This window comes from Winogradskyella luteola (genome assembly GCF_019203985.1).
Classification (GTDB): Bacteria; Bacteroidota; Bacteroidia; order Flavobacteriales; family Flavobacteriaceae; genus Winogradskyella; species Winogradskyella luteola.
On record NZ_JAGSPD010000005.1, the window covers coordinates 138220 to 164403 of the forward strand.

The window sequence follows — 26184 nt, forward strand, 5'->3', positions numbered from 1 at the left end:
TTTTTACGGAACATTAAAGATGAAAAAAATACTATACCTACTATTATTCAGCATTAGCATTTCCTTTGCGCAAAATGATGAAAAACAACGTATCAATCAACTTAAAAATCAGCTTGAAATATTGGCTACTGAAGTATCGGGTTTAAACGATGTATTTACTACCGAAATTAATGCAACCAACCTAACCTTATCTAATTTATTGTTAGCTGTTGCTGATGTCCACAAACTTAATATCAATCCTGCTCAAGAATTAAATTCGCAAAGTATCTCACCGAGCTTTCCTAATGTTATTGTCTCTGACCTTTTAATCTTTTTATGTAAAGAATATGATTTAACCATAGATTTTACAGGCACTATTATGTCCGTGAAACACTATACTAAAGAAATTGAAGAACCCGCAGAACGAATTATTCCTATTGTATATAACCCAAACAATAATACAATTTCCATAGATGCCAAAGGCGATCAGCTTTACGAAGTGTTTAAGCATATTATGGATGAATCTGGGAAAAACTTGGTGTTTTCACCAGGTCTGGAAAACAAGCCCATTACCGCCTACATACAACAAACACCATTCGATGCCGCGATGGATAATTTGGCCTTTGCCAATGATCTGTATGTAGAACAATCAAAAGATGGCTTTTACGTCTTTGAGGATGCAGGGACAACATCTATTGTAAATTCTAACAATCCTAATGCATCCCAACCCAGACAAAGACCAGCAAGAAGGCGTAATTCTAATTTTTTCTTCAAGGTTAAAAATGCCGAGAAACAATTATTAGAAGTCGATTTTGTTAATACCCCAATTGCAGATATTATAAATGATATAGGCAATGATCTTAATATTGATGTATTTACGGCTACACCTCTCGATGAAGCCGGAACAGCAACGTTTAAAGCAAAATCTATCAGCTTCGATGACTTATTAATTAAGTTGTTTGAGTCTCAATCTGCTTTAGACAATGTTCAAAACACCAACCTAAACCAAATTCAAAATCAACCAAACTCTTCAGCACCTAAGCGTTTTAGTTTTAAAAAAGAAGGTAATATTTATTTCTTTGGTACAGAAAATCAGTTGAGTGTTAGGGAGGTGGCTATAATTCATCTACAGCACCGCTCAGTAGAACTGTTAGCTGATCCACAAGGAGGTTATAGCAGTAGAAGTGCTGGCAGAAGTGTTGGTGGTGGCTTAGGCAATAATAGATTTGGAAATAACAGTACATTCAACAACAGAGGTTTAAATTCGACAGGTGACAATTTTAATTCCAACAGAAATAGAGATCAATTAAACACCAATCAAACAGGGAATTTCAATTCTTATTCGAGCCAGGTTGAAGCTTTGGTCAATATCCTTCCAGATGAAGTAAAACAAGGTTTAGATATAAAGGTGGATTACGAGCTCAATAGTTTTTACGTCAACGGCCCGAGTGCCAACATAGAACGTTTTAGAACCTTTATCAATAAAATAGATAAGCCCGTACCCGTTGTTCTTATAGAAGTTATGATTTTAGAGGTAAGCAGAACTTCTTCCTTAGAAACCGGGGTAAGTTGGGGCATAGGCGAAGAACCTACCACAACGCAAGGCGGTATATTCCCAGAAGCAGATATAACACTCGGCGCTAAAACCGTTAACAGAATTATAGGCGGTTTTGACGGTTTTGGATCACTAAACATAGGTCGTGTGGTTCCTAATTTCTTTGCCACAATAAAAGCGATGGAGACCAATGGGGATCTAAAAATTCGATCCACACCAAAATTATCAACTCTTAATGGCCATCGCGCAACGTTTTCTAATGGGCAGACATCATACTATACCATTACAGACCAAGCTGTAATTGGTTCGGACAATCCAGTTACACAAACAGCCATAAATTATGTGCCCATAGATGCCGAGCTGGGTTTAACCATAAAGCCTTTAGTCTCTGGCGATGGACAGGTGACCTTGGACATCTTTGTGGTTCAATCTAATTTTGGTAATCGTATTGCTGAAGATGCACCACCAGATATCAATTCAAGAGAGTTTAGTTCCATCATAAGAGTACGAGATCAAGATATTGTTGTACTGGGAGGGCTAGAAGAACAATCTCGTAATAACTCAGGTTCTGGCGTACCATTTTTAGCTAGAATTCCGCTTATTAAATGGCTATTTAGCAAACGTGTTAGAGAGGGCAGAAAAGCAAAACTTACCGTACTTATAAAGCCAACAGTAATTAATTAATGAGAGAACGGTTATTGACATATCTTAAATATGGTAATCGTTTTTGTGGTATAGAACATACCACAAAGAATAAAAGCGATATCATTTTTTCCACAAGCTTAAAACAATCCAAAAAAGAATTAGCTGTACATGGGTCTTGGGAAAGCAACTCCATTGAAGGTATTGCAAAAAAGCTTCCTAAGAATCAGCCTATTCTCTTGATTTTAAATAACGGCAACGTCCTTACAAAGACCATTGAAAGTGAACAGCAAGATAGTTTAAAACTGGTCTACAAAGCCTTTCCAAACATAAACTTAGAGGCATTTTATTATGAAGTGCTATCTCAAGGGAAAATGCATTTCATTGCCCTATGCCGTAAAGATTATGTTGATGGGATTATCCATAAATATTTAGCATTAAAGGTTTCTATTATAGATATTTCTCTTGGAAACTTATTGGTAAACAATATTTCGAGTTTTGTAAATCGAGAGCATATTTTCAGCTCAAATGCTGAGATTGATATAGAAAACAATCAAGTGGTACAAATCAGAAAAAAAGATGTATTACCTCAATCTTACGATATTAATGGATTAAATGTCAACAACCAACAACTGTTACCATTTTCAGGCGCTTTGCAAATAGTTTTAAAGACTGGTCAAACACAGACCAACATATCTGATAAAAAATCATTTCTAGAAAGTGATTTTAAGCAAAGCCGTTTTTTTAATTTGTTTTTAAAAGTCGGTGGTCTGTTTATTTTGAGTGTATTGTTGATTAATTTCTTCTTTTTTAACCATTATTTTAATAAGTCCTCTACATTGAGCCAGCTATCGGAAATAAATCAGTCTACAAAGAACCAGATTTTAAAAATGGATAAAATCGTTTCTAAAAAACAGAAAATGGTAAATGACCTTTTAGAAAGTAATGGCTCTAAAAGCTCGTTTTACAGTAATAGTATTATTCATAGTTTGCCTAATTCTATTTTACTTTCAGAACTCAACTTTCAACCGCTGTTAAAACGCATTAAAGCCGATAAAGACATTGAACTAAAAGAAAAATACATCACTATTTCTGGTAAATCTGGTGATAGCGAAGCTTTTTCAGACTGGATAAGCGTATTGGAAAGTAAAGATTGGATTGCGCATATAGATATTGTAGATTATGGATCTGTATCTTCCAAAACGTCCGATTTTATAATTGAAATTGGTTTGAGCAATGACTAAAAAGCAGAAAAATATAATACTCGTCATTGGATTTGTTTTTGCACTTTTGATTTGTTATCAATTTGCCATTAGTAATACACTAGAACAAAAACAACAATATGATACCTTGTCTAAAGAAGTATTATTATCTAAAAACGCACCAAAAAAACTATCCTTGCTCAAACAAAAAGAAGTATATTATGATTCACTTTTAACTAAGTACCAACTAGATGGCTCATCCATTCAGAATAACCTTTTAAGAGTCATTAATGCCTTTGCTGAATCCAATAACCTTAAGGTTGTTAGTTTTTTAGAACCACATATTACGGTTAAGAATGATCTTACTGTAAAAACATATAATTTTACGCTCGAAGGTCAATTCAACGACATTAACCAACTTGTCTATCAACTAGAACAGCAAACCAAGTTTGGCGAAATTGTTAATCTCCATTTTGAGAAAAAGAAAAACTTTAGAACTGGTAGATATTTTTTACAGGCTAAGATTTTGCTGAAGAGTTTTGGTTAAAGTTTAAGATCTATTTTAGCTCAATAAAAAAGCCCTACATCTCTGTAAGGCTTAATTTTAAAAGTGGTCCCACATGGACTCGAACCATGGACCACCTGATTATGAGTCAGGTGCTCTAACCAACTGAGCTATAGGACCTACTGACCAATGTCAATTTGCTTTATTTCTAAAGCGAGTGCAATATTACTATATATTTTAAAACTCTACAAGAAAAACAAATCGTTTTAATCCTTTATGTCTTGGCATAACTCTATTAAAACGCCATTTGTAGATTTAGGGTGCAAAAATGCAATGCGTTTATTATCTGCTCCTTTTTTTGGTTTTTCGTGTATCATTTTAAAGCCGTCTTCCGTAAGACGCTTTATTTCCTCTTCAATATTATCTACAGCAAATGCTATATGATGAATGCCTTCCCCCTTTTTTTCTATGAACTTCGCTATCGGACTATCGTCCTTCGTAGCCTGAAGCAATTCAATTTTATTAGGGCCACACTGAAAAAAAGAGGTTTTCACACCTTCACTTTCCACATCTTCTATTTTATAATGTGCCTTTCCGAATAAAGACTCAAAAAGACCGTTAGACGCTTCTATATCCTTAACGGCAATGCCTATATGCTCTATTTTTTTCATCTATTTAATTTTTGTAATAATCTCTTCTAATCATTTCAATTATGTCGGTCATTATTATCCATTACCTGCCAAACACCCATTATGGGTTTTCATGTCTGTTTTCCGACAAAATGGGAACCTTTGTTTTAGTTTCCGTAAAAAAAAGGAATCCGCTCAATAATTTCTACTGCCAAAAATAAGATAATCTTCAAATATCCTATACTTTTGCATCATGGAAAGTAATAGACAGAAAAAAATAGCAGGTATTCTACAACAAGACTTGGTAGATGTTTTGCAACGTGCTGCTTCTGAAGGCGGACTTAAAGGCGTAATAATTTCAGTCTCTAAGGTTAGTGTCACTGTGGATTTATCTATAGCTAAAGTTTACCTAAGTATTTTTCCGAATAAAGAAGCACAACATTTACTAGAGGGTATAAAGTCTAATAAACCGTTAATTAGACATGAGTTAGCGCAACGTACGCGCCATCAATTAAGGCGAATGCCTCAACTCGAATTTTTTATCGACGATTCTTTAGAATATATTGATGGCATTGAACGTTCTCTTAAAGAAGGTGATAATCCCTTAGAAAATCCTGATTTACTGGACGACAGAAAAAAATCTTAGATTGAACTTTCCTATCTATATAGCAAAACGTTACCTGTTTTCTAAAAGCAGTAATAATGCTATAAATATAATGACGGGTATTGCTTCTGGCGGGGTTATTATTGCATCAGCAGCTTTATTCATTGTGCTTTCTGTTTTTGCAGGATTAAAAGATTACAGCCTTCAGTTTTCTTCTTTTGTAGATCCTGATTTAAAATTGATTTCAATAGAAGGCAAATCATTTTTGTTTTCTGAAACCGATAAATCCAAATTGACTTCAATTAGTGGTATAGCTTATTATTCTGAAATTATTGAAGAGCGTATCATTATAAAATCTGAAAATAAAAATCTGCTCGCCACTTTAAAAGGTGTGGACTCCAATTACTTAAATGTTACCAATATCGACTCTATGGTAACTAAAGGTAACTGGTTATCGACCAATAGTAATGATGTGGTTTCTGGTTGGGGAATTTCTAACAACCTCTCATTTGGTATTCTTAATTACCGAAAACCACTAGCGCTCTATGTTCCAAAACCTGGAAAAGGGCAGTCGAGCTCACTAAAAAGTATTTATAATTCTGTCTATGTAAGTAACGTTGGACTTTTTGATATTAATGAAGAGCTTAATGAAGAGTATGTATTCTCGGATATAAGCTTGGCAAAAAAATTACTCAACTACGAAGACAATCGCATAAGTTCCCTAGAGCTAAAGCTAACATCTAATGCCAATGAAAATGACGTTAGAGAACAGCTTAAAAACACATTTAAAGATAGGTTTGTGATTAAGAACAGAGAACAGCTTAACGATGCTTTGTTTAAAATGCTAAATACCGAAAACCTAGCAATTTATCTCATTTTTACTTTGGTGATTATCATTGCACTCTTCAATGTTATCGGTGCTATTATAATGATGATATTAGACAAAAAGAAATCCTTAAACACGTTATTTAATTTAGGAACCCAACCCAAAGAGATAAAGTCCATTTTCTTTTGGCAAGGTAGTTTAATGACTATGGTAAGTGGCATTGTCGGTGTTACTATTGGATTATTGATTGTATTTTTACAACAGGCTTTTAATTTAGTAATGCTAACTCCCGATTTACCTTATCCTGTACGGTTAAACTTCTTAAATATACTTATTGTGTTGGCAACAATTTTTGCTTTAGGGATTATAGCTTCGCAAATAGCCTCACAACGCATTACAAAAAAGTTGATTCGATCTTAAATTGCGCAATAGTATTTATGCATTTATAGCTCTACGAAAACCTAAACAAATTGGTAATCGCTAAACTTTTCGAGTACCTCATCAAAAGTAGCAAAGACATCTTTTGAATCATCACTTGTTACCATTTTCATTCGGTATTCTTTAAAGTTTGGTATGCCTTTAAAATAATTCGTGTAATGTCGTCTGGTTTCAAAAACACCAAGTTTTTCACCTTTCCAATCAATGGACATTTGCAAATGGCGTTTTGCTGCTTCTACACGTTCTGGCATTGAGATAGGAGCTAAATGCTCTCCTGTTTTAAAATAATATTTTACTTGTTTAAAAAACCAAGGATTACCAATAGATGCCCTACCAATCATTGCGCCATCGAGACCATAACTGTCTCGCATTTCTACAGCTTTTTCGGGGGTATTAACATCCCCATTTCCAAATACAGGAATATGCATTCTCGGGTTATTTTTCACCTCGGCAATAGGTTTCCAATCTGCATTGCCTTTGTACATTTGGGCGCGAGTACGTCCGTGGATGGCTATTGATTTTATACCAACATCTTGTAAACGCTCGGCAACTTCAACAATTTTAATAGAGTTGTGATCCCAGCCTAAACGTGTTTTAACGGTTACAGGTAAATGAGTACGTTTTACCATTTCGGCAGTGAGCTTTTCCATCAGGCAAACATCCTTTAAGATTCCTGCTCCTGCTCCTTTCGATACTACTTTTTTAACGGGACATCCAAAATTAATGTCAATAATATCTGGCTTTGACTTTTCTACAATATCAATGGTCTGCAACATACTTTCCATATTGGCGCCAAAAATCTGAATGCCAACTGGTCGTTCTTTTTCATAAATATCTAGCTTCATAACGCTTTTGGCAGCATTACGAATTAAACCCTCACTAGATACAAACTCAGTATATACCACATCAGCTCCCTGTTCTTTGCATAAAGCACGAAATGGAGGATCGCTAACATCTTCCATTGGTGCTAAAAGCAATGGAAACTCACCTAATTCTATATTTCCTATTTTGACCAAGTTTAAAATTTTGAAGCAAAATTAGGGCTTTTTGCTAAAAACCTAAAAAGAGTAATTTGTTTTTGTTGGTTATAAAACTAAACCGTTGTCTAGTTATGTTATTATAAGTCTAGGTGTTTGTGGAGCCTTGGTGTTGGGTTATTAGTACCCAAAGCCCATAAAAACCTAAAATAAATTCTCCTAAAGTACCAATAATATAGGCTTGTGTTGGTGCACCATCTATTGCCCAACTTAAGGACCTTCCTAATGCTAAACCAAGCATAAAAACAACATTACTTACCAAGGCAAGTTTTAGATAATTAATTTTAAAAATCCCAAAAAGCCATACGACAGAAAAGCCTAGATACAATCCCATTATCGCTTTGAAGAAGTTCTGTTCGTCTAGCGTTTGTGAGTGGATATCGAATTGAGAGTCTGGATTAAACCCGTAAACAAATGCTACTGGAACTACAATTATTATAGAAATAATTAAGTGGATTTTAGATATAACATTTTTGTTAGTCATCTAATAATATCTAAAATCCACTCAACCATACTTAATAAGTTAAATCAACCATTCCTTGAGTTAAGCTTAAATCTGCACCAGCATTACTTTCTACTAAACCAAAAAATGTGGCTTGTAAAATATTACCGCTACTTACAGAAGTATCTGATGTAAAGTCATCAAACCCTTGGGTAGAAGGAAAATAATCCGTTCCGTTTAGTGTCAATACAAAATTTTGAATCACATCTGTACCTGTAGCTCCTTCTGCAACTTGAAAGTTTATAACATAATTTCCTCCTTGACTAACTCCGTTTACAGAAATAGTACCATTCTCAAACGTCACGGTTTGATCTACAAATTCAATATTTAACGTCCCTGTCGTAACAGATAAAGTTCCATTAGAGGATACTGATGCACAGTCTCCTAAATCATCTATAAGAGCTTGTAAGCTTCCGTCGGTATCCCCACATTCTGTAATTTGAGTTTCTAAGGCTTCTCGGTAAGCTACACACAAGTCTTCATTTTCAGTATCTACATTATATGCCGCAGCGGCAGCATTAGTTGCTGCTTCTGCTTCACAATCGTTAGACACTGCTCCTCTAGTCCAAACAGAAGTAGATACCTGAGTGCTTGTCACTATAGCTCCAGTTGTTGCATCAGTTTCAGTTGTGGTTTCGTTTTGGCTAAATGTTAATGTCTGTCCGTTATCAGAGATTTCAAAGGTTACTGTTTGTTCCCCATCAAGTTCTGAAAAGTCCATACCTTCAAAAGTAAATTCAAAAAATGAACCGTCTACAGTTATTTCATTTCCATTAACGGAATAACTTCCACTACCACTTACGTTATCTAATGTGTAAGGTTCAGCAGGAATTACAATTCCGTTCGCAGTAATTTCTGCTACATAGCTATAACTACCGTTGGTAGTGTAACTGTTTGCAGCAAAGTTTAAAGTATAATCTTCTGTTGTACTATAAACTTCAAGATCAGACGTTATTTCCACACCCTGGAAATCTGTTGATGTATTTAATGATACTTCAAAACCAGAGAGATTCCATTCACCTAGCAAGGCTGCATCGGTTCCACCAGTTTCAGGGTCAAAATCTAAAGGTTCATTTTCGCATGTAAATGCAAAAAATAACGTAAATAGGCACAAAAGGGCTAATAATTTTTTCATTTCTATATTATATGTTTGAGTCGCTTAAAATACAATTAAAAATAGATTTGCGAAAAAATGCTAGATAAAGTATTAAAAATTCACTTTAGTTTCTATGGTTTCTTCACCTCGTTTCACAGTGATATTAGCTTCGTCACCTTTATCAAAAACAGAAAGTGCTCTCATGTAACTCATCATATCGGTAACCGTACTATCGCCTAATTTCACAACAACATCACCCTTTTTTAAACCTGCATTAAACGCTGGTGTTTCCTGTCTTGTCCCATCAATACGCATTCCTTTTCCATCAAACAAATAATCCGGAACTACACCTAGACCAACCTTGAATCGCGGTGTTTCCTCACTTTCGTTTTTTGTTTTTCTAAAAGCCAATTTACCATTGTCATCTAAATCTGAAATAATACTGAAAATGTAATCTGAAATTAAATCCATCCCTTCATAATTCAGCTTTTCTGCATCGTCTCCAGGTTTGTGGTAATCTTCGTGCTGCCCTGTAAAAAAATGTAGTACAGGTATGTCGATTAAATAAAATGACGTATGGTCACTCGGCCCTACTCCGCTTTCATTTTCAATCAATTTAAACTTTTCGTTGTTAGATTTTATCGTTTGCTTGAATATTGGTGAAGTTCCTGTACCGTACACCGCCAAAGTACTATCTGCCTTCATACGGCCAACCATATCCATATTAATCATATAGTTAATGGATGCAGCATCAACGGTTGGGTTTTTGGAAAAGTAATTAGAGCCCAATAAGCCCATTTCCTCACCAGAAAATGCCATAAACAAATAGTTGTTTTTGTCTTTTATCTCAGCAGTATCATTTTTAATTTTTAAACGGCCTGCAAGGTTAAGCATCACAGCAACCCCACTGGCGTTATCATCTGCTCCATTGTGTACTGCTTTATTTTTTTCTCTGTACAAAGACCCTTCACCCCCAAAACCTAAATGGTCGTAATGCGCTCCGATTACCACAGTTGTTTTTGCATTATTATCTATAAAACCAATTACATTATTTCCTGTAATCGTACTATCTGCGTTAGTCGTAAACTCTACTTCTTTATGCGGATCTGTTTTGGGCTTAAACGAGAACGATTGCAGATAACCTTCGGTTCCCTTTGACTGCAACCCTATGTCTTTAAAACGTTTTATAATATATTCGGAAGCTTTCACTTCTCCTTCGGTACCTGTTTGTCGACCTTCTAATTTATCATCTGATAAAAAAGCAACATCCTCTTTTATTTTATTTTCGGTAACTGTTGGTTCGGTTTTACAAGATAAGAAACTAACCAAAAGCGTTAAAAGCATCAATTTTTTCATCTGTAAGTCTTATTTTTGCGCAAAATTAGGCATTAAAACCCACTTATATAAATCTTTAACATGAAGAAAACAGCCGTACTTCTTATTCTATTTATATCATTTTTATCTTGTAAAACCGAAAATTCCAAATCTACAAACACATCATCTGCTGAAACCGAAGTAGATTCAACAGAAGCGAAAAATCCATTAATCTTTCCTGAAGAAAAAAACTTTAAATCCTTAAGGCAAGTCACTTTTGGAGGCGACAATGCTGAAGCATATTGGAGTTTTGACGACAAACAATTGGTGTTTCAGTCTAACAATACAAAATGGAATGTGGGCTGCGACCAAATGTTTTTAATGAATGCTGATGAAACTTTTACGGATAGCATCGCTCCACCAATGATAAGTACCGGGAAAGGACGTACAACTTGTGCTTACTTTTTGCCAGATAATAAGCATATAATCTATGCTTCAACACACTTAAAGCAAGATGATTGCCCAGAAACTCCGTTACGTAAAAACGGGAAATACATTTGGCCAATCTATGATAGCTACGATATTTTTGTTGCGGATTTAGAAGGTAACATCGTAAAACAGCTTACAGATGAAGTTGGTTACGACGCTGAGCCAACCGTATCTCCGAAAGGTGATAAAATTGTATTTACCTCAACGCGTAGTGGTGATTTAGAACTCTACACCATGAATATTGACGGCACAGATGTGAAACAAATTACAAACGAATTGGGTTATGATGGCGGAGCATTCTTTTCGCCAGACGGAACAAAATTAATCTTCCGCTCGTCGCGTCCAAAAACAGAACAGGAAATTAAGGATTATAAAGATTTATTGGCTGAAGGTTTGGTTGAGCCAACTGAGATGGAGCTATACATTTGTAATGCTGATGGTACTGATTTAAGACAATTAACAGATTTGGGCAATGCTAATTGGAGTCCATTTTTTCATCCTTCTGGAGAAAAAATACTGTTCTCTTCTAATTTTGAAGCTGAGCGTGGTTTCCCCTTTAATCTGTACTTAATTGACATTGATGGGAAGAATTTAACACGAGTTACGCATGGGGAGACTTTTGATGCGTTTCCTGTATTTTCAAATGACGGTAAGTATTTGGCTTTTTCGTCTAACCGCAACAATGGTGGTGGCAGAGACACCAATTTGTTTATTGCTGAGTGGCAAGATTAGATTATTGCTATTGCAGATCTTTTAATCGATCACGTTCTTCTACATCGCTAGCACGCTCGTTTGTATTAAGTTTTGTGTTCCCAAACTTATAGCGGAACCCTAGCTTTACAAACCTGTTATCTAAATCTACAAAATTAGAGCTCGATTGGTTTAAGTAACTTACTGATTGATCAAAATCTTGCTTATTGAACAGATCTTCTACGCTCAATGAAATGACTCCCTTTTCATTGAATATGGATTTAGAAATGCTAATATTGGAGAACACTAAGTTTTGAACGGTTTGCAGACTCTGCAAATTTTTTGTCATCCACCAAAACGATGCATTTATATTTAAGCTGTTGTCTTTTAAAAATGACACGTTAGGGGACAGAATAAAAAGTTGGGACCATTGGTCCAACTTCACAGTTTCGTTGTCAAAATTAGCCTCTTCTGTAATATTAAAAACAGAAACTGCTGCATATAGACCAAAGTTACTGGAAGGGTAATAATTGAATAGAAGGTCGAAACCAAAATCCGTCTTATTGTCTAAATTAGTAGGAGTCCAAGCTAAAACATTTGTGGTGTTGTTCTGTCTGGGCAACTCTACGATATCACCGTCATAATTCATGTAATAGGCTTCGACAGAAAAATACTTTAAAAAGTCAATTCCTACTTTGTAATAATCAATATAAGTTGGCACAAGATTTGGGTTGCCCAAAAACACCGTGTTTTCATTAAAAAAAAAGGTAAAAGGATTGAGGTTGGTGTAGCTTGGCCTGTTGATACTGCGTTTATAATTTCCATTTATACTAATATCGTCAGTGACTTGGTGGGATACACTCAATGTCGGAAACCAGTTTAGATAGTCTTGTCTGTTAGTTTCGAGCAATGTTAAAGACCTACCCTCAATATTGGTTTGCTCAACTCTTAAACCAACATTTAAGTTCCATTTCTCCCAAGATTTACTATAATTTGTATAAGCGGCAAATACGTTTTCGTTGTATTGAAATGCATCTGTATTTTCGACATTGGGAACTTCTTGCCCATTAATGATATCCAATCTTGCAATATCACTATCTGTGTTTACGTTAGAATATTTTACACCTGCATCAAAAGCCGAACTTTCATCTATGGGTAAATTATAGTCTATCTTGCTTGTAAAAATTTTTGTGTATTGATTGGCTAGTGTGTTGAACTCCGAATCATTTTCATCCCCAGGTTCATCTTGAAACACATCCTGATCGCGCTCATAATCGTAAACAGTAAAATGTCCACTATACGTTAGGTTGGCGTCATTAGCAAAATCATGTCTAAAGATTAGATCTGTACCTATATTATATTTGTTGTCTCTAGATAAGTTGTTTGCCGTAAAATTAGATATGAAGTTTTGGTCAGCATTAAAAATATCGGTGCTGTTTTTTATTTCATATTTAAAATATGGAGTGTACAACCCTGTACTAGTTAGGCTTAATGTATTTCTGTCATTGATGTAATAATCAAAATTAAGGTTAAGGTTATGGGTTTCGGAATGCGTATTTCTATTGATATCAGATTCCCATATTTGATCTGTCTCATTTTCTCCGTTTAAAAAATCAACTCTGTCATCTTGGTCTCTATTGATTTTTTGACCTGTATAATTGTAGTTTATATTGATGTTGATCTTATTGTTTTTAAAATAATGACTTGTCCCAGTATTATATCTAGGAAATACACCTTGGGTGTAATTTGTATGAACACTTCCTCTGTAACCAGTTATCAAATTCTTATCCATTACAATATTGATAACCGAACCACTATCCGCATCGTAGCTTGCTGGCGGATTTGTAATAACCTCGATTGATTTTATACTATTGGCTGGTGCACTTTCTAAAAGCTGTATTAACTCATCTGATGTTAACTGTACTTTTCTATTATTAATATAAACCATAGCTGGCGCGTTTCTAACATTTATGCCTCCCTCGGTTATAATAATACCTGGTGTGCTTCTTAAAACTCCCAGTATAGATTTTTCAATAAGTGCCGTATTTTCAACATTAAATATTAAGCGATCTGGTTTTCGGATAATTGTTGGTTTTTGAGCTATAATAGTGACTTCTTCTAAGCTTTCTGGCAATTCTTTAAGTTGAACTGTTTTTAGGTTCAAGTTACCGTTTAATACAATTATTTGATTGAATTCATTATGGCCAATAAAACTAATTCTAACATAATACGCTGCTTCAGTCAAGTTTTCAATTTTAAAATAGCCCTTATCGTCCGTAGATGTTCCTTTAAAAAATTCTTCCTGGTTTTCTATAGAAATGATAACATTGGCAAATTCAATGGGATTTCCATTCATATCGACTACTTTGCCAGAAATAGAAAAATCTTGTGCAAAAGCACTAAAAGATAGCACAAAGATCATTGTGCTTATGCAAAATCGTAGGTGGGCAATCATTAGTCAGGTTTGTACTGCAATATAAAGATTGTTTTTTAATTTATATTGTGGTTTTTCCGTAGTTCATCGAGTTTTAAATGTGTTTTTAGGTGCCATAAAGCATAAGAAATCAATTATATTTGCAGTCTTAATATTGCTATAGATAGATGAAGAATATTCGCAATTTTTGCATTATTGCACATATAGACCACGGAAAAAGTACACTGGCAGATCGCTTGTTAGATTATACCGGCTCGGTTACTGCTCGCGAAAAACAAGACCAATTATTAGATAACATGGACTTGGAACGCGAACGCGGTATTACCATAAAATCTCATGCCATTCAGATGGAATATATTCTTGATGGACAAGAATATGTTCTCAATTTAATTGATACTCCGGGCCATGTTGACTTCTCGTATGAGGTGTCACGTTCTATCGCTGCATGTGAGGGAGCTTTGCTAATTGTAGACGCAGCCCAAAGTATTCAGGCACAAACTATTTCTAATCTTTATCTAGCTTTAGAAAATGATTTGGAGATTATTCCCGTTCTTAATAAAGTGGATTTGCCAAGTGCAAATCCTGAAGAGGTTACAGATGATATAGTTGATTTATTAGGTTGCGACCCTGAAGAAGTGATACATGCAAGTGGAAAAACAGGCTATGGTGTGGATAATGTTTTAAAAGCAATAATAGAGCGAGTTCCTGCACCAAAAGGTAATCCTGATGAGCCTTTACAAGCACTGATTTTTGATTCTGTTTATAACACATTTAGAGGAATTGAAACTTATTTTAGGGTTTTTAACGGTGAAATTAAAAAAGGTCAGAAAATTAAATTCGTTGCTACCGATAAGGAATATTTTGCCGATGAGGTAGGAACATTGAAGCTCAACCAAGTGCCTAAACAGAGCGTTAAAGCAGGTGATGTGGGCTATTTGATTACTGGTATTAAAACGGCCAAGGAAGTAAAGGTTGGAGATACTATTACCGATTTTGCTAACCCAACTACTAATATCGTTGAAGGTTTTGAGGATGTAAAACCTATGGTTTTTGCGGGTATATATCCTGTAGACACAGAAGATTACGAAGAATTACGTGCTTCTATGGAGAAGCTTCAGCTCAATGACGCATCTTTGGTGTTTCAGCCAGAAAGTTCTGCTGCCTTAGGGTTCGGTTTTCGTTGCGGGTTTTTAGGAATGTTACATCTAGAAATCATTCAAGAGCGTTTGGAGCGTGAGTTTAATATGACTGTCATTACAACGGTTCCTAACGTAAGTTATCATGCTTTTACCAACAAAAACCCTGATGATGTTGTTATCGTTAACAACCCTTCTGACTTGCCAGAGCCCTCAACATTAAACCGTGTTGAAGAGCCCTATATAAAAGCTACAATTATTACAAAATCTGATTTTATTGGACCTGTAATGAGCCTCTGTATTGAAAAAAGAGGGCAAATAACAAATCAGACTTATTTAACTACCGAGCGTGTTGAGCTCAGTTTCGACATGCCATTGGCTGAAATTGTTTTTGATTTTTACGATCGTTTAAAAACAGTTTCAAAAGGATATGCGTCTTTTGATTATTCACCAATAGGAATGAGATCTTCTAAACTGGTACGTGTAGATATTTTATTAAATGCACAAACGGTCGATGCACTATCTGCACTTGTGCACGCTGATAATGCTTACACCATAGGTAAGAAAATGACTGAAAAGTTAAAGGAGCTTATCCCAAGACAACAGTTTGATATTCCTGTACAGGCTGCTATTGGTGCCAAAATAATTGCTAGAGAAACCATAAAAGCACTCCGTAAGGATGTGACAGCTAAATGTTATGGTGGTGATATTTCCCGTAAGCGTAAACTCTTAGAAAAGCAGAAAAAAGGTAAAAAACGTATGCGCCAAGTGGGTAATGTGGAAATTCCTCAGCAGGCGTTTATGGCTGTTTTAAAGCTTAATGATTAGGAATTTTTGCTGCACGTTTCATTTTTCATTCGAATTTGCAAGTTTTGGGTTTTATTAAACTAAAGCCTTTCCCATATAAACTAATTTGCTTTTGGTATCTATTTCCTTTTCTACATTGTCATCTAAGGACGGAATAATATGAATTTCGCCTTTACTGGTTTTAAGGAAAAGTGGTATTTGGTCTTTATTAGACTTTATGTCTTCGAGCTTGTCATTGTATGACTCCAAGTCCTTTACCGTAACCTCTTGGATACTTGGGTAACTTTCAGAAACTTCAATAAGGTTATTAAAATCATCTGATAATGTGAAGACTCCATCCTCGGGTAAAATCGAACCATTTTCCAACTCTAACTTAGATGCTAATCTAAAAGAGCCATGCTCACCAAACTGGGCTCCAAATTTTTCAACGGCATAGCGGTTAATATCCGCATTACCAGTTAAAGCCAATAAATAGCCTATATCATTAAGCTCTACATTATCCTTCAAGGTGTCCGAATATATATTTTCTGTGTAGGCTTCGACTCCCATTTTCTCAGCTTCGTTTACATTGTTTTGGTTGCTGTCTACCAAAACCACGTGCCTTCCATTATCAATCAAATATTGGGCTATTAAACGAGACACTTTAGACGCTCCGATAATTAATATGCCCTCAGATTTCATTAGAAATACTCCTGAAATCCTTGCAAACAATCGTGCTGTTGTAGCGTTTAAAAGCACAGTGCCCAGAACAATCATAAACACTAAAGGGGTGATATATTCAGCACCCACAACATCCTCTGCTCTAAGTTTACTTCCAAAAAGTGAAGCGATCCCAGCTGCTACGATACCTCGAGGGCCAACCCAACTGATAAACATTTTCTCATTCATTTTTAGTTTAGAGCCTTGCGCGCTAATAAATACGGCCAAAGGTCTTATTACAAAGACTATGACTAAAAATAAAGCCAATGTCTCCCATCGATATAATAACATAAGGTCATTATAATTAATATTGGCCGATAGTAATATAAAAAGTATAGATATTAATAATACACTTAATGATTCTTTAAAATAGAGCAGTTCCTTTATGTTATCGAGTTTGCTGTTGCCTATTACCATTCCCATAACCACTACCGCAAGCAGACCAGATTCATGAGCAAAAACTTCGGATTCAATAAAAACTAAAAGCACAACAGATAATGACACTACATTCAGTAAATAATGCGGAATAAACTTTTTATTAATAGCAAATACCAGAGCGTGTGCAAAGGTAAAACCAAATGTGGTTCCGAAAAGAACTATTTTTCCAAACTCAATCAAAGCTGTTTTTGTAAATCCTACTTCACCACCAACAAAAATGAATTCAAAAACCAAAACAGCTACTAAAGCTCCTATAGGATCGATGAGGATCCCTTCCCATTTTAAAACTGTCGATACATCTCGTTTTAGAGGAATATTCCTTAGTATCGGTGTAATTACGGTTGGTCCCGTAACGATAATTAATCCTGAAAATAAAAAGCACAAGTCCCAACTTAAACCAAATAGATAGTGTGCCAACACCGCTCCACCGAAAAAAGTAACTGCTGCCCCAACAGTAATTAGTTTGGTAATAACCGGACCAACGTTTCTAATTTCACTTCGCTTTAGCGTAAGCCCTCCTTCAAAAAGAATAATACTAATTGCGAGTGACACAAAGTAGAATAAACCTTCCCCAGGAAAAAGCCCCTTTTTCTGTTCCTCGTTCCAGATAGGCTCTATCCATTTTGTACCATCTTCATTAATAAACTCAGCGGCGATAGGGCCCACCAATAAACCGATTAATATTAAGGGTAAAATTGCAGGAATCTTAAACTTCCAAGCAACCCACTGCGCTAATATTCCAAGAATTATAATACCCGCTAATTCAACCATGATTTAAGTTTTTTGTGAAAATACTAAATATTAAGGATTCTGAAGATGCTTTAATTTTATCATATCGCATTTTTTTAAAAAATACTATCTTTCCAAATTAACTAATAAATCAATACTACATAAGTTGTCAACTAAGCCTTTTAACGCTATTGGGATTGGCGTTACTTTTTCTCCCAATCTTAAAGCAAATATTTACGAAGCTGCTAGATTATCACTTATGTTTAATAGTCGATTAATCTTAATTCATGTTGGAGAAAAATCTTCAGATAAAGAAGCTAAATTTCAATCTATTTTAGAGTCTTTTACCTCTGATGATTTAGATGTTGAGCTTGTATTTAAATTAGGAAAAACCGTTGATGTTATACTATCCGCTTCTAAGGAAAAAAGTATAGACCTGCTGATTCTCGGGGCGCTTCAGCGCGAAAATTTCTTAAAATACTACGTTGGCTCTATTGCACGAAAAATTACTCGCAGAGCAGAATGTTCTGTGTTGCTTCTAGTTAAACCTTCTGAAGAACGTGTGCAATGCGAGCATGTTGTTGTCAACGGTTTAAAAGACCCTAAAACTGAGCAAACCATATCTTTGGCATTTTATGTGGCACATACTCTAGGCGCTGATAAAGTTACTGTTGTTGAGGAAATTACAGAAGAAGAATTAGCCATTAAGGTCGAAGATGATAAGTCTTTACGAATGGCAAACATTGCTAAGGAGCGCATTAGGTTAAGAGAAAACTCTAGAGTAAAACGTATTATCGAAAACATTCCTAGAACTTATACAAATGACATAGCCATTAAATCCCAGCCTATTTTTGGCCAAAAAGGCTATTCCATTGGGCATTATGCACAAATAGCTCGAGCCGATTTGTTGGTAATGAATGCGCCTAGTAAAATGACTTTTTGGGATCGACTCTTTCCGCACGACATAGAACATATACTTACCGAACTACCAACTGATGTTTTAATTATTCAATGAGCCAAAACAAATCTAGTATAAGCACATTCGTTAAAACATTACCAAAGAATATCTTTGCAGGTTTTGTAGTCAGTCTTATTGCTTTGCCTTTGGGTTTAGGGTTAGCTATGGCCAGTGAAGCTCCACCTATTGCTGGTATTATTGCTGCTGTAGTTGGGGGTGTTGTCGTTTCTATTTTTGGAGGAAGCCATGTTACAATTGCTGGGCCTGGAAATGGGCTTGTTGGAGTGCTTTTAGTTGCCATAACAACTTTGGGCCTAGAAAGTACTTACGCCGCTGTAATTTGCTCAGGTATTTTACTTGCTGTTTTAGGTTTTCTTCGAATGGGTAAATTAGCAGATTTTTTTCCATCTTCTGCTATACAAGGTATGCTAGCGGCAATTGGGCTTATTATTTTGGGCAAGCAATTTCATATTATGCTTGCTCATAAAATAAAGCGAGAAGACACCATTGATTACCTGCTTGAAATTCCCTATACAATAAATGACGCTGTTCATTATAATAATGAAGGGTTAATATTTGCCGCAATTGCTGGTGTATTAAGCTTGGCAATCATGATGTTTTACCCAAAGATTAGAAATAAGTATTTACAGCTTATTCCCGCTCCAATGTGGATTGTTATTCTATCAGTAGCCTTTAGTTATTATTTTGAACTTGTGGAGCATGAAGCAAACCCAATAGATCAACTATATATGATATCTGGCATTCCCGAGTTTAATGATATTATAGCACAATTACCTTCAGTAGATTTTAGCAAGATTGGTTCGTTTTCGTTTTGGTCTAGTGTTTTAGCGCTTACTTTAATTGCCAGTATAGAATCGTTGCTAAGTATAAAGGCTGTGGATAAATTAGATCCTGAAAAAAGACGTTCTAACGTTAATTTGGATTTAAAAGCTTTGGGATTGGCTACAATCGGAAGTGGGTTTTTGGGTGGACTTAATGTCGTCACGGTAATTGCGAGAAGTTCGGTAAATGTCAATAATAGCGCCACCAATAGATCTTCAAATTTCTTCCATGCTACTTTTTTGGTGATTTTTATTGTGCTGTTCAGTACACAACTTACGAGAATTCCGCTTCCCGCTTTAATGGCAATATTAGTGTTTACAGGTTATAAATTGGCTTCGCCGAAAACCATTAGAAATATTTTTTCTATAGGTAAAGAACAGCTCATTATTTTCTTTGTTACACTTTTTGTTACCTTAAAAGTTGGCCTTATTACGGGTATATTATCTGGCGTTATCACCACCTTTATCATTCATGTTCTTATCAATAGAAGTTCTTCACTTTTTTTAAGAAACGTACTAAAGCCTAACGTGTTGATGTATCAAGAGGAACAAGGTCGAAATTATTATATTAGTGTAAAGCATTTTTGCAGTTTTTTAAACTTCTACAGACTAAAGCAGAAGCTCGAAGTGATTCCAGAAAACCAAGATGTTATTATTGATTTTTCACTCTGCGAATTTGTTGATAATACCGTTATGGAAAACCTCAATAACTATAGAAACCTATTTATAAAACGAGGAGGTCATTTTGATGTTGTGGGCTTAGACCTTCATGATGCAGATTCTAAACACCCTTTTGCCCTAAGAAGATTATTGCCAGTGCCAAACATTGTTAAAAGCAGTTTAACCAAGCGTCAAAATAATATGCAAGAAATTGCAACAGATTACGCCTTGATTTATCAATCTAAAAAGGAAAAAACTACGCATTTTTTAGATGCGTTTCATTTTTTTAGAACAAAATCCACTCATCATATTTACAATCAATTATTGACTAAAAATGAAGTGCTCAAAATATTTGATATCGAATTTTCTGAAGGAGAGTTCATTGCCAAAGAAACCGTAAGAACTACAATGTTGTATGTTGCGCTTGGTAAAAGAATCCCAGAATTCACTTTAGATCGTGAGGGTTTTCTAGAAAAAGTCTATGCGTTTGCTGGCTTTAAGGATATTCCCATTCAAGAACATTCGGACTTTAACAGGCGGTTTTATCTGTTAGGTGAAGATGAGGACGCTATTAAAACATTTTTTAATGATGACATCATTCATTTTTTTGAAAGCAACCCATACTATCATATAGAATCCAATGGTAATGCTCTTTTAGTCTTTAGTAAAGAGCGCTTAGCTAGCACTAAAGAAATTAAAACTCTTTTTGATTTTGGTAAACGTTTAAAAAATGTTATTTCTTAATAATCTGCTAAAAGGTTTAACATTGGTTTCCAGATTCTTAAATTTGCAAACATGAAACTTTATCCTATAAATGCCGGCAACTTTAAGCTCGATGGAGGAGCTATGTTTGGCGTAGTGCCTAAATCCCTTTGGACCAGAACAAACCCTGCTGATAACAATAATATGATTGATATCGCGGCACGCTGTTTGTTAATTGAAAATGGTGATCGCTTAATTTTAATAGACACAGGCATGGGCAATAAGCAAAGTGAAAAGTTTTATGGCTATTACTTTCTTTGGGGTGATGATTCCTTGGATAAATCATTGGCTAAGTATGGCTTTCATAGAGACGATGTTACTGATGTTTTTATGACACACCTTCACTTTGATCACTGTGGGGGAAGCATTCAATGGAACAAAGAAAAAACAGGTTATCAACCTGCCTTTAAAAAGGCTCATTTTTGGAGCAATGAAGATCATTGGCATTGGGCAACCCAACCCAACAGACGCGAACAAGCTTCTTTTTTAAAGGAAAACATTTTACCAATGGAAGAAAGCGGACAGTTAAAGTTTACTGGGCTTCCAGAGCAGAAGGTTCTTAAAAACTCTCTATTGGGCTTTGACATTTTCTTTGCAGATGGCCATACGGATAAGCAAATGATTCCAATGATAAACTATAACGGAAAGACAATTTGTTTTATGGCAGATTTACTGCCCACAGCAGGACATTTACCATTACCTTTTGTGATGGGTTACGACACAAGGCCTTTGTTAACCTTAGATGAAAAAGAACTGTTTCTTAACAAAGCAGCAGACCACAATTATTATCTGTTTTTAGAGCACGATGCATACAATGAAATCATTACTGTGAAACACACAGAAAAAGGAGTAAGGCTTGACGAAGTTTTTACTTGCAATACTATATTTAATTAAAATAAATTACATTTACTATGAAATTGAATTACAAACTATTAGGTTATATAGGAATTTCTGCAGCTTTATTTTTTGGTTGCGGTTCTACTGCTAATATTCTTACCACTCCTGTTGAAAATATCGATACCTCTCCTTTAAAGGTTACCGAACTTACAGAAGCCGAAAAGAAAAATTGGGGACATTTAGATTTAGAAAAAGACACCATTCCCGGCATGGCTGTAGATAGAGCTTATAATGAGCTTATAAAAAAGAAAAAAGGTAAAAAAGTTATCGTGGCTGTTATCGATTCTGGTATTGACATAGACCATGAAGATTTAGACGATGTCATTTGGACCAACAAAGACGAGATACCAAATAACGGAAAAGACGATGACAATAATGGATATGTTGATGATATTCATGGTTGGAATTTTCTTGGGGACGCTTATGATGAGCAATTAGAATATGTAAGAATATTAGCTACTGGTGACAAGTCGCACCCAGATTACGCTGCTGCAGAGGCTAAATATGAAGAGGATTACCAAACATGGACAGGCCGTAAAACACAGTACGATCAAATCGCTCAAGCTGTAAAGAATGCTGACGATACCCTAAAAAAACATTTTGGAAAAGACGATTACACCATGGAAGAGGTTAACGCCATAACAACTGAAGACCAAGCACTGTTGCAAGCCAAACAAATTGCGCAAAATGTAAGTGCTAACGGTTTAACTATGGCTAAAGCCAATGAAGAAATTAAAGGTATCCAAGAGTCAATAAATGAACGTTTAAACTATAACTTAAATAAAAACTTTTCGGGTCGTAAAACTGGTGATGATGTAAACGATCTTTCAGATACTGGTTACGGTAATGGAAATGTAAAACCCGTAAAAAAATCTGAATCACATGGTACACATGTTGCAGGTATCATTGCTGCAGAACGTAACAATGGTAAAGGCGCAAATGGTGTGGCCAATAATGTTGAGATTATGGCCTTAAGAACCGTGCCCAACGGGGATGAATACGATAAAGATGTTGCTTTAGCCATCCGTTATGCGGTAGATAATGGAGCAAAGGTTATTAATGGTAGTTTTGGAAAATCGTTTTCGCCTCATGCCGAATGGGTAAGAGATGCTATTAAATATGCCTCAGATAATGATGTAGTTTTTGTTCATGCTGCTGGGAATTCTAGTGAAAATGTAGATATTGAACCTAATTTCCCTGATGATAATGTTGATTTTGTTGAAGTTTCAAATACTTATATAAGAGTAGGTTCTCTAACCCAAAAGTATGGTTCTAAAATGGTTTCGGGATTCTCTAATTATGGAAAAAAGAACGTGGACATCTTTGCTCCCGGTTCTGATATCTACTCAACAATGCCAGAAAACGAATACGATTTTAACGGTGGAACTTCTATGGCAGCACCTGGTGTAGCTGGTATTGCGGCATTAATCCGTTCGCAGTATCCTAGTTTAAGTGCTGCTCAGGTAAAACAAGTTATTTTAGATTCTGGATTGCCTTTAACGACCAAAGTAGTTGTTGGTGGTGATGCTTCAAATGTTAAACCGTTTATGGAGTTATCCTCTTCTGGGAAAATAGCCAATGCTTATAATGCTTTAATCATGGCTTCAAAAATTAAATAAAATCTGTCTAAGAGTGTCTTTCGGAGCGAAGCGAAGAATTCTCGCTTCGCTCTGAACGATAAAATCCAACACCATTATGACTGTACAATTTAGCCAAGCATGGTGTCATTTAAAACAACAAGTTGGCTTTGTTTTCAAATTACAGATTACTAAAACTATAATATTATGAAGAAATTCATTTTTAGCTTTTTTTGTTCAGTGCTAATGTGCTCATGCGGGTCTACGGAAGTTATGGCTCAAAGTCCTTCTGCGAAAAAAATGGACTGCCATTGGCAACAGCATGTAGACTACGACATGGAAATTGATATGGATGTTAACACTTTTCAATACAAAGGAAAACAAAAATTGGTTTATACCAATAACTCACCCGATGTATTGAACCGCATCTACTACCACTTGTATTTTAATGCTTTTCAACCAGGAAGCGAAATGGATGTACGTTCGCGTACCATTGCGGATCCTAGTCCTAAGATTGCGGATCGTATTAGTAAACTTCAGCCAAGCGAGATAGGTTACATAAAGGTAAATTCTTTAAAACAAAACGGAAAATCCATTTCGCACGAAACTGTTGGGACAGTGTTAGAGGTAAAACTTAATAAGCCTATTCAACCTGGTGAAAAGGTTACCTTTGATATGGATTTTGATGCGCAAGTACCTGTGCAAATTCGTCGCTCTGGTAGAAATAATAAAGAAGGTGTAGCTCTGTCGATGACACAGTGGTATCCAAAATTAGCAGAATATGATGACGAAGGCTGGCATGCAGATCCTTACATAGGGCGGGAATTTCATGGTGTTTGGGGCGATTTTGATGTAAAATTAACCATTGACAAAGATTATGTAGTTGGCGGAACAGGATATTTAAAAGACGAATCTAAAGCAGGTGGAGGTAAAAAAACATTACATTTTGAAGCTCCAAAAGTCCATGACTTTACTTGGGCTGCCGATCCTGATTTTATTCATGATACTTTAAAAATGCCTAATGGACCAACACTACATTTCTATTACAAAAAAGACTTAGCGCCTGAGTATCTTGAAAATTGGAAAAAGTTACAGCCAGACACAGCCAAGTTAATGACATACTTTAGTGATAATATAGGACAATATCCTTACGATCAATATTCGGTTATTCAAGGTGGCGATGGTGGCATGGAGTATGCAATGTGCACACTGATAACAGGTAAACGTAGTTATGGAAGCTTATTGGGTGTTACTGCCCACGAGATGGCACATACTTGGTTTCAATTTTTATTGGCAACTAATGAAGCCAAGCATGAGTGGATGGACGAAGGCTTTACAAGTTACATTTCGACACTCGCCGAAAATGAATTTCGTAACACCAAAAGTGATAATCCTCTGTCTGGTTCCTACAGAGGCTATATTGCTTTAGCAAACTCTGGTTACGAGCAACCTTTAACAACACATGCAGACCGCTATGCTTATAATCAGGTATATGGGGTTTCTGCCTATAGCAAAGGTGCTGTCTTCATGGCACAATTGGGTTATATTGTAGGAGAAGACAACCTAAAGAAAACCATAAAGAAATACTTTAATGATTTTGCATTTAAACATCCCAAACCAATAGATTTTGTTCGTACGGCAGAACGTGTAACAGACTTAGAGTTAGATTGGTATTTAATAGATTTTGGACAGACCACAAACACTATCGATTATGGAATAAAGTCGGTTGAAGGTAAGTCAATTACTTTAGAACGTATTGGTTTAATGCCAATGCCTATTGATTTGTCCGTTACTTATACCGATGGTTCAAAAGAAGCGTTTTACATTCCGCTACAAATGATGCGTGGTGAAAAACCAACCTCAGCAACTATCATTGATGATTGGGCTTGGGCAATGCCAACGTATACTTTCAATGCAAATAAGGCTGTAAAATCAGTTGAAATTGATGCCTCACAGATGATGGCAGATGTAAAACGAGAGAATAATATGTTTAATTTGGATTAGACGCTTGCAGAGAAATAGCATGGTAAAACCTCATCGAAAAAGATGAGGTTTTTTTATTTAAATAGCCTTAAGCCTACTCCAACATTATGTGTGGTCTGCTGTAAATCGTTGAAATTAGTTCTATAGCTCACAAACCATTTTCCTTTGCGATTGTACTGTAGCCCCAGACTCAAGTTATTAAAAGCACTTGTGTTACCACCAACTTCTGAGAAAAGGTATAAACCGCTCTTGTATGTTTTGGGATGCTCAATAGTTTTGGTTACCGTGATCTCTCGTGGCACTTTTAGTTTATAGCCCAATTGGCTGTCGAGTAAATTACCATCAACAAGGTTATAACTAAAAATGTCTATATCATCGTTGCTTAATGTGTCTCTGTAAGCTTTGGCTTTAAGCACTTTTGAATCTTCTGTATCTTTTGGTTTGGTGTCACTTATCTCGTTTACATTATCTTTATTTACATATACCGTTTTATAATTTGTGGTCTGCACTTTAAAAGTGTCCGTTTTGGTTTGCCAAATCGTATCTCTTACAATAGATATCTTTGGTATTTCTGTAGATTTAGGCGTACTACACTGCATTTTTAATAAATTAAAAATCAGTAGTCCTAAAATGATATATAGTATGATTTTTTCAGTTTTCATTTTTATTGATATTAATTTCATTTTGAATAAAAGAAAGCCTCCCTCTCTAACTTATTTTGCTTCCTAAAATTCAGTTAGAGAGGTCGAAGGCT

General features: G+C 35.5%; 20 protein-coding genes and 1 tRNA gene. 12 read left to right on the forward strand and 9 right to left on the reverse strand.

The genetic code is table 11. From position 1 onward, the window contains the following. The first annotated feature begins 19 nt into the window (after positions 1-19). Genes KCG49_RS07775 through KCG49_RS07785 form a run of 3 tightly spaced genes read left to right on the forward strand, consistent with a single transcriptional unit; the run spans position 20 to position 3925 of the window. Complete coding sequence (locus tag KCG49_RS07775) at positions 20-2218, forward strand: type II secretion system protein GspD (RefSeq protein WP_218545634.1); 2199 nt, start codon at positions 20-22, stop codon at positions 2216-2218. Next, positions 2218-3420, forward strand: a complete 1203-nt coding sequence (locus KCG49_RS07780) for a PilN family protein (RefSeq protein WP_218545635.1) — start codon at positions 2218-2220, stop codon at positions 3418-3420. Before KCG49_RS07775 ends, KCG49_RS07780 begins: the two co-directional genes overlap by 1 nt. Continuing rightward, positions 3413-3925 carry a hypothetical protein gene (locus KCG49_RS07785; RefSeq protein ID WP_218545636.1) on the forward strand — a complete coding sequence of 171 codons (513 nt, stop codon included), beginning with the start codon at positions 3413-3415 and terminating at the stop codon, positions 3923-3925. Before KCG49_RS07780 ends, KCG49_RS07785 begins: the two co-directional genes overlap by 8 nt. Positions 3926-3989: 64 nt before the next feature. Here KCG49_RS07785 and KCG49_RS07790 read toward each other — a convergent pair. Next, positions 3990-4063: transfer RNA gene (locus KCG49_RS07790), tRNA-Ile, on the reverse strand. A gap of 86 nt (positions 4064-4149) precedes the next feature. Then, on the reverse strand, positions 4150-4554 hold the full coding sequence (mce, locus tag KCG49_RS07795; protein ID WP_218545637.1) for a methylmalonyl-CoA epimerase: 405 nt from the start codon (positions 4552-4554) through the stop codon (positions 4150-4152). Positions 4555-4765: 211 nt separating this feature from the next. Here mce and rbfA point away from each other — a divergent pair, with 211 nt between their 5' ends. Both rbfA and KCG49_RS07805 read left to right on the forward strand, forming a co-directional pair. Beyond that, a complete protein-coding gene (gene rbfA / locus KCG49_RS07800; protein ID WP_218545638.1) occupies positions 4766-5158 on the forward strand; it encodes a 30S ribosome-binding factor RbfA in 393 nt (130 codons plus the stop codon). A 1-nt stretch (position 5159) separates the two neighbouring features. Beyond that, complete coding sequence (locus KCG49_RS07805; protein WP_218545639.1) at positions 5160-6362, forward strand: ABC transporter permease; 1203 nt, start codon at positions 5160-5162, stop codon at positions 6360-6362. A gap of 41 nt (positions 6363-6403) precedes the next feature. Here the strand turns inward: KCG49_RS07805 and dusB are convergent, their stop codons facing one another. The 4 genes from dusB to KCG49_RS07825 form a co-directional block, all read right to left on the reverse strand. After that, on the reverse strand, positions 6404-7396 hold the full coding sequence (gene dusB / locus KCG49_RS07810) for a tRNA dihydrouridine synthase DusB (protein WP_218545640.1): 993 nt from the start codon (positions 7394-7396) through the stop codon (positions 6404-6406). Positions 7397-7505: 109 nt separating this feature from the next. Beyond that, entirely contained in the window at positions 7506-7901 is a 396-nt protein-coding gene (locus KCG49_RS07815) for a DUF4345 domain-containing protein (RefSeq protein ID WP_218545641.1), read from the reverse strand. A 31-nt stretch (positions 7902-7932) separates the two neighbouring features. Then, positions 7933-9054: a hypothetical protein gene (locus KCG49_RS07820; RefSeq protein WP_218545643.1), complete on the reverse strand. Its 1122-nt coding sequence runs from the start codon at positions 9052-9054 to the stop codon at positions 7933-7935. A 72-nt stretch (positions 9055-9126) separates the two neighbouring features. Then, positions 9127-10371: a M28 family peptidase gene (locus tag KCG49_RS07825; protein ID WP_218545645.1), complete on the reverse strand. Its 1245-nt coding sequence runs from the start codon at positions 10369-10371 to the stop codon at positions 9127-9129. A gap of 60 nt (positions 10372-10431) precedes the next feature. On the opposite strand from KCG49_RS07825, the gene KCG49_RS07830 reads away from it, so the two are divergent. Further along, positions 10432-11550 (forward strand): TolB family protein, encoded by a 1119-nt coding sequence (locus KCG49_RS07830; protein WP_218545648.1) that lies wholly within the window; start codon positions 10432-10434, stop codon positions 11548-11550. A gap of 7 nt (positions 11551-11557) precedes the next feature. Here the strand turns inward: KCG49_RS07830 and KCG49_RS07835 are convergent, their stop codons facing one another. Continuing rightward, entirely contained in the window at positions 11558-13930 is a 2373-nt protein-coding gene (locus tag KCG49_RS07835; RefSeq protein WP_256259915.1) for a TonB-dependent receptor domain-containing protein, read from the reverse strand. A gap of 179 nt (positions 13931-14109) precedes the next feature. Here KCG49_RS07835 and lepA point away from each other — a divergent pair, with 179 nt between their 5' ends. Next, entirely contained in the window at positions 14110-15906 is a 1797-nt protein-coding gene (gene lepA / locus KCG49_RS07840) for a translation elongation factor 4 (RefSeq protein WP_218545652.1), read from the forward strand. A 54-nt stretch (positions 15907-15960) separates the two neighbouring features. Here lepA and KCG49_RS07845 read toward each other — a convergent pair whose 3' ends face one another. After that, entirely contained in the window at positions 15961-17793 is a 1833-nt protein-coding gene (locus KCG49_RS07845; protein ID WP_218545654.1) for a cation:proton antiporter, read from the reverse strand. A 124-nt stretch (positions 17794-17917) separates the two neighbouring features. Between KCG49_RS07845 and KCG49_RS07850 the strand changes: the two genes are divergently transcribed. The 5 genes from KCG49_RS07850 (at position 17918) to KCG49_RS07870 (ending at position 25451) form a co-directional block, all read left to right on the forward strand. Further along, positions 17918-18766 (forward strand): universal stress protein, encoded by an 849-nt coding sequence (locus tag KCG49_RS07850; protein WP_218545657.1) that lies wholly within the window; start codon positions 17918-17920, stop codon positions 18764-18766. Beyond that, positions 18763-20955 carry a SulP family inorganic anion transporter gene (locus tag KCG49_RS07855; RefSeq protein WP_218545659.1) on the forward strand — a complete coding sequence of 731 codons (2193 nt, stop codon included), beginning with the start codon at positions 18763-18765 and terminating at the stop codon, positions 20953-20955. The genes KCG49_RS07850 and KCG49_RS07855 overlap by 4 nt, the downstream gene beginning before the upstream one ends. Positions 20956-21006: 51 nt before the next feature. After that, a complete protein-coding gene (locus KCG49_RS07860) occupies positions 21007-21867 on the forward strand; it encodes an MBL fold metallo-hydrolase (protein WP_218545660.1) in 861 nt (286 codons plus the stop codon). 17 nt (positions 21868-21884) lie between these two features. Continuing rightward, positions 21885-23489 (forward strand): S8 family peptidase, encoded by a 1605-nt coding sequence (locus KCG49_RS07865; protein ID WP_218545661.1) that lies wholly within the window; start codon positions 21885-21887, stop codon positions 23487-23489. A gap of 165 nt (positions 23490-23654) precedes the next feature. Continuing rightward, the gene (locus KCG49_RS07870; protein ID WP_218545662.1) at positions 23655-25451 is read left to right on the forward strand and encodes a M1 family metallopeptidase; all 1797 of its coding nucleotides are present in this window, start codon (positions 23655-23657) and stop codon (positions 25449-25451) included. Between the two features lie 53 nt (positions 25452-25504). Here KCG49_RS07870 and KCG49_RS07875 read toward each other — a convergent pair whose 3' ends face one another. After that, positions 25505-26092, reverse strand: coding sequence for a hypothetical protein (locus KCG49_RS07875; protein ID WP_218545663.1), 588 nt, complete (start codon positions 26090-26092; stop codon positions 25505-25507). Positions 26093-26184 lie beyond the last annotated feature (92 nt).

What these genes read in the sequence shown, in the direction of transcription:
- KCG49_RS07775 (WP_218545634.1), top strand. Translation starts at nt 20, where the DNA reads ATGAAAAAAATACTATACCTACTATTATTCAGCATTAGCATTTCCTTT.
- KCG49_RS07780 (WP_218545635.1), top strand. Translation starts at nt 2,218, where the DNA reads ATGAGAGAACGGTTATTGACATATCTTAAATATGGTAATCGTTTTTGT.
- KCG49_RS07785 (WP_218545636.1), top strand. Translation starts at nt 3,413, where the DNA reads ATGACTAAAAAGCAGAAAAATATAATACTCGTCATTGGATTTGTTTTT.
- mce (WP_218545637.1), bottom strand. Translation starts at nt 4,554, where the DNA reads ATGAAAAAAATAGAGCATATAGGCATTGCCGTTAAGGATATAGAAGCG.
- rbfA (WP_218545638.1), top strand. Translation starts at nt 4,766, where the DNA reads ATGGAAAGTAATAGACAGAAAAAAATAGCAGGTATTCTACAACAAGAC.
- KCG49_RS07815 (WP_218545641.1), bottom strand. Translation starts at nt 7,901, where the DNA reads ATGACTAACAAAAATGTTATATCTAAAATCCACTTAATTATTTCTATA.
- KCG49_RS07820 (WP_218545643.1), bottom strand. Translation starts at nt 9,054, where the DNA reads ATGAAAAAATTATTAGCCCTTTTGTGCCTATTTACGTTATTTTTTGCA.
- KCG49_RS07825 (WP_218545645.1), bottom strand. Translation starts at nt 10,371, where the DNA reads ATGAAAAAATTGATGCTTTTAACGCTTTTGGTTAGTTTCTTATCTTGT.
- KCG49_RS07830 (WP_218545648.1), top strand. Translation starts at nt 10,432, where the DNA reads ATGAAGAAAACAGCCGTACTTCTTATTCTATTTATATCATTTTTATCT.
- KCG49_RS07835 (WP_256259915.1), bottom strand. Translation starts at nt 13,930, where the DNA reads ATGATCTTTGTGCTATCTTTTAGTGCTTTTGCACAAGATTTTTCTATT.
- lepA (WP_218545652.1), top strand. Translation starts at nt 14,110, where the DNA reads ATGAAGAATATTCGCAATTTTTGCATTATTGCACATATAGACCACGGA.
- KCG49_RS07845 (WP_218545654.1), bottom strand. Translation starts at nt 17,793, where the DNA reads ATGGTTGAATTAGCGGGTATTATAATTCTTGGAATATTAGCGCAGTGG.
- KCG49_RS07855 (WP_218545659.1), top strand. Translation starts at nt 18,763, where the DNA reads ATGAGCCAAAACAAATCTAGTATAAGCACATTCGTTAAAACATTACCA.
- KCG49_RS07860 (WP_218545660.1), top strand. Translation starts at nt 21,007, where the DNA reads ATGAAACTTTATCCTATAAATGCCGGCAACTTTAAGCTCGATGGAGGA.
- KCG49_RS07865 (WP_218545661.1), top strand. Translation starts at nt 21,885, where the DNA reads ATGAAATTGAATTACAAACTATTAGGTTATATAGGAATTTCTGCAGCT.
- KCG49_RS07870 (WP_218545662.1), top strand. Translation starts at nt 23,655, where the DNA reads ATGAAGAAATTCATTTTTAGCTTTTTTTGTTCAGTGCTAATGTGCTCA.
- KCG49_RS07875 (WP_218545663.1), bottom strand. Translation starts at nt 26,092, where the DNA reads ATGAAAACTGAAAAAATCATACTATATATCATTTTAGGACTACTGATT.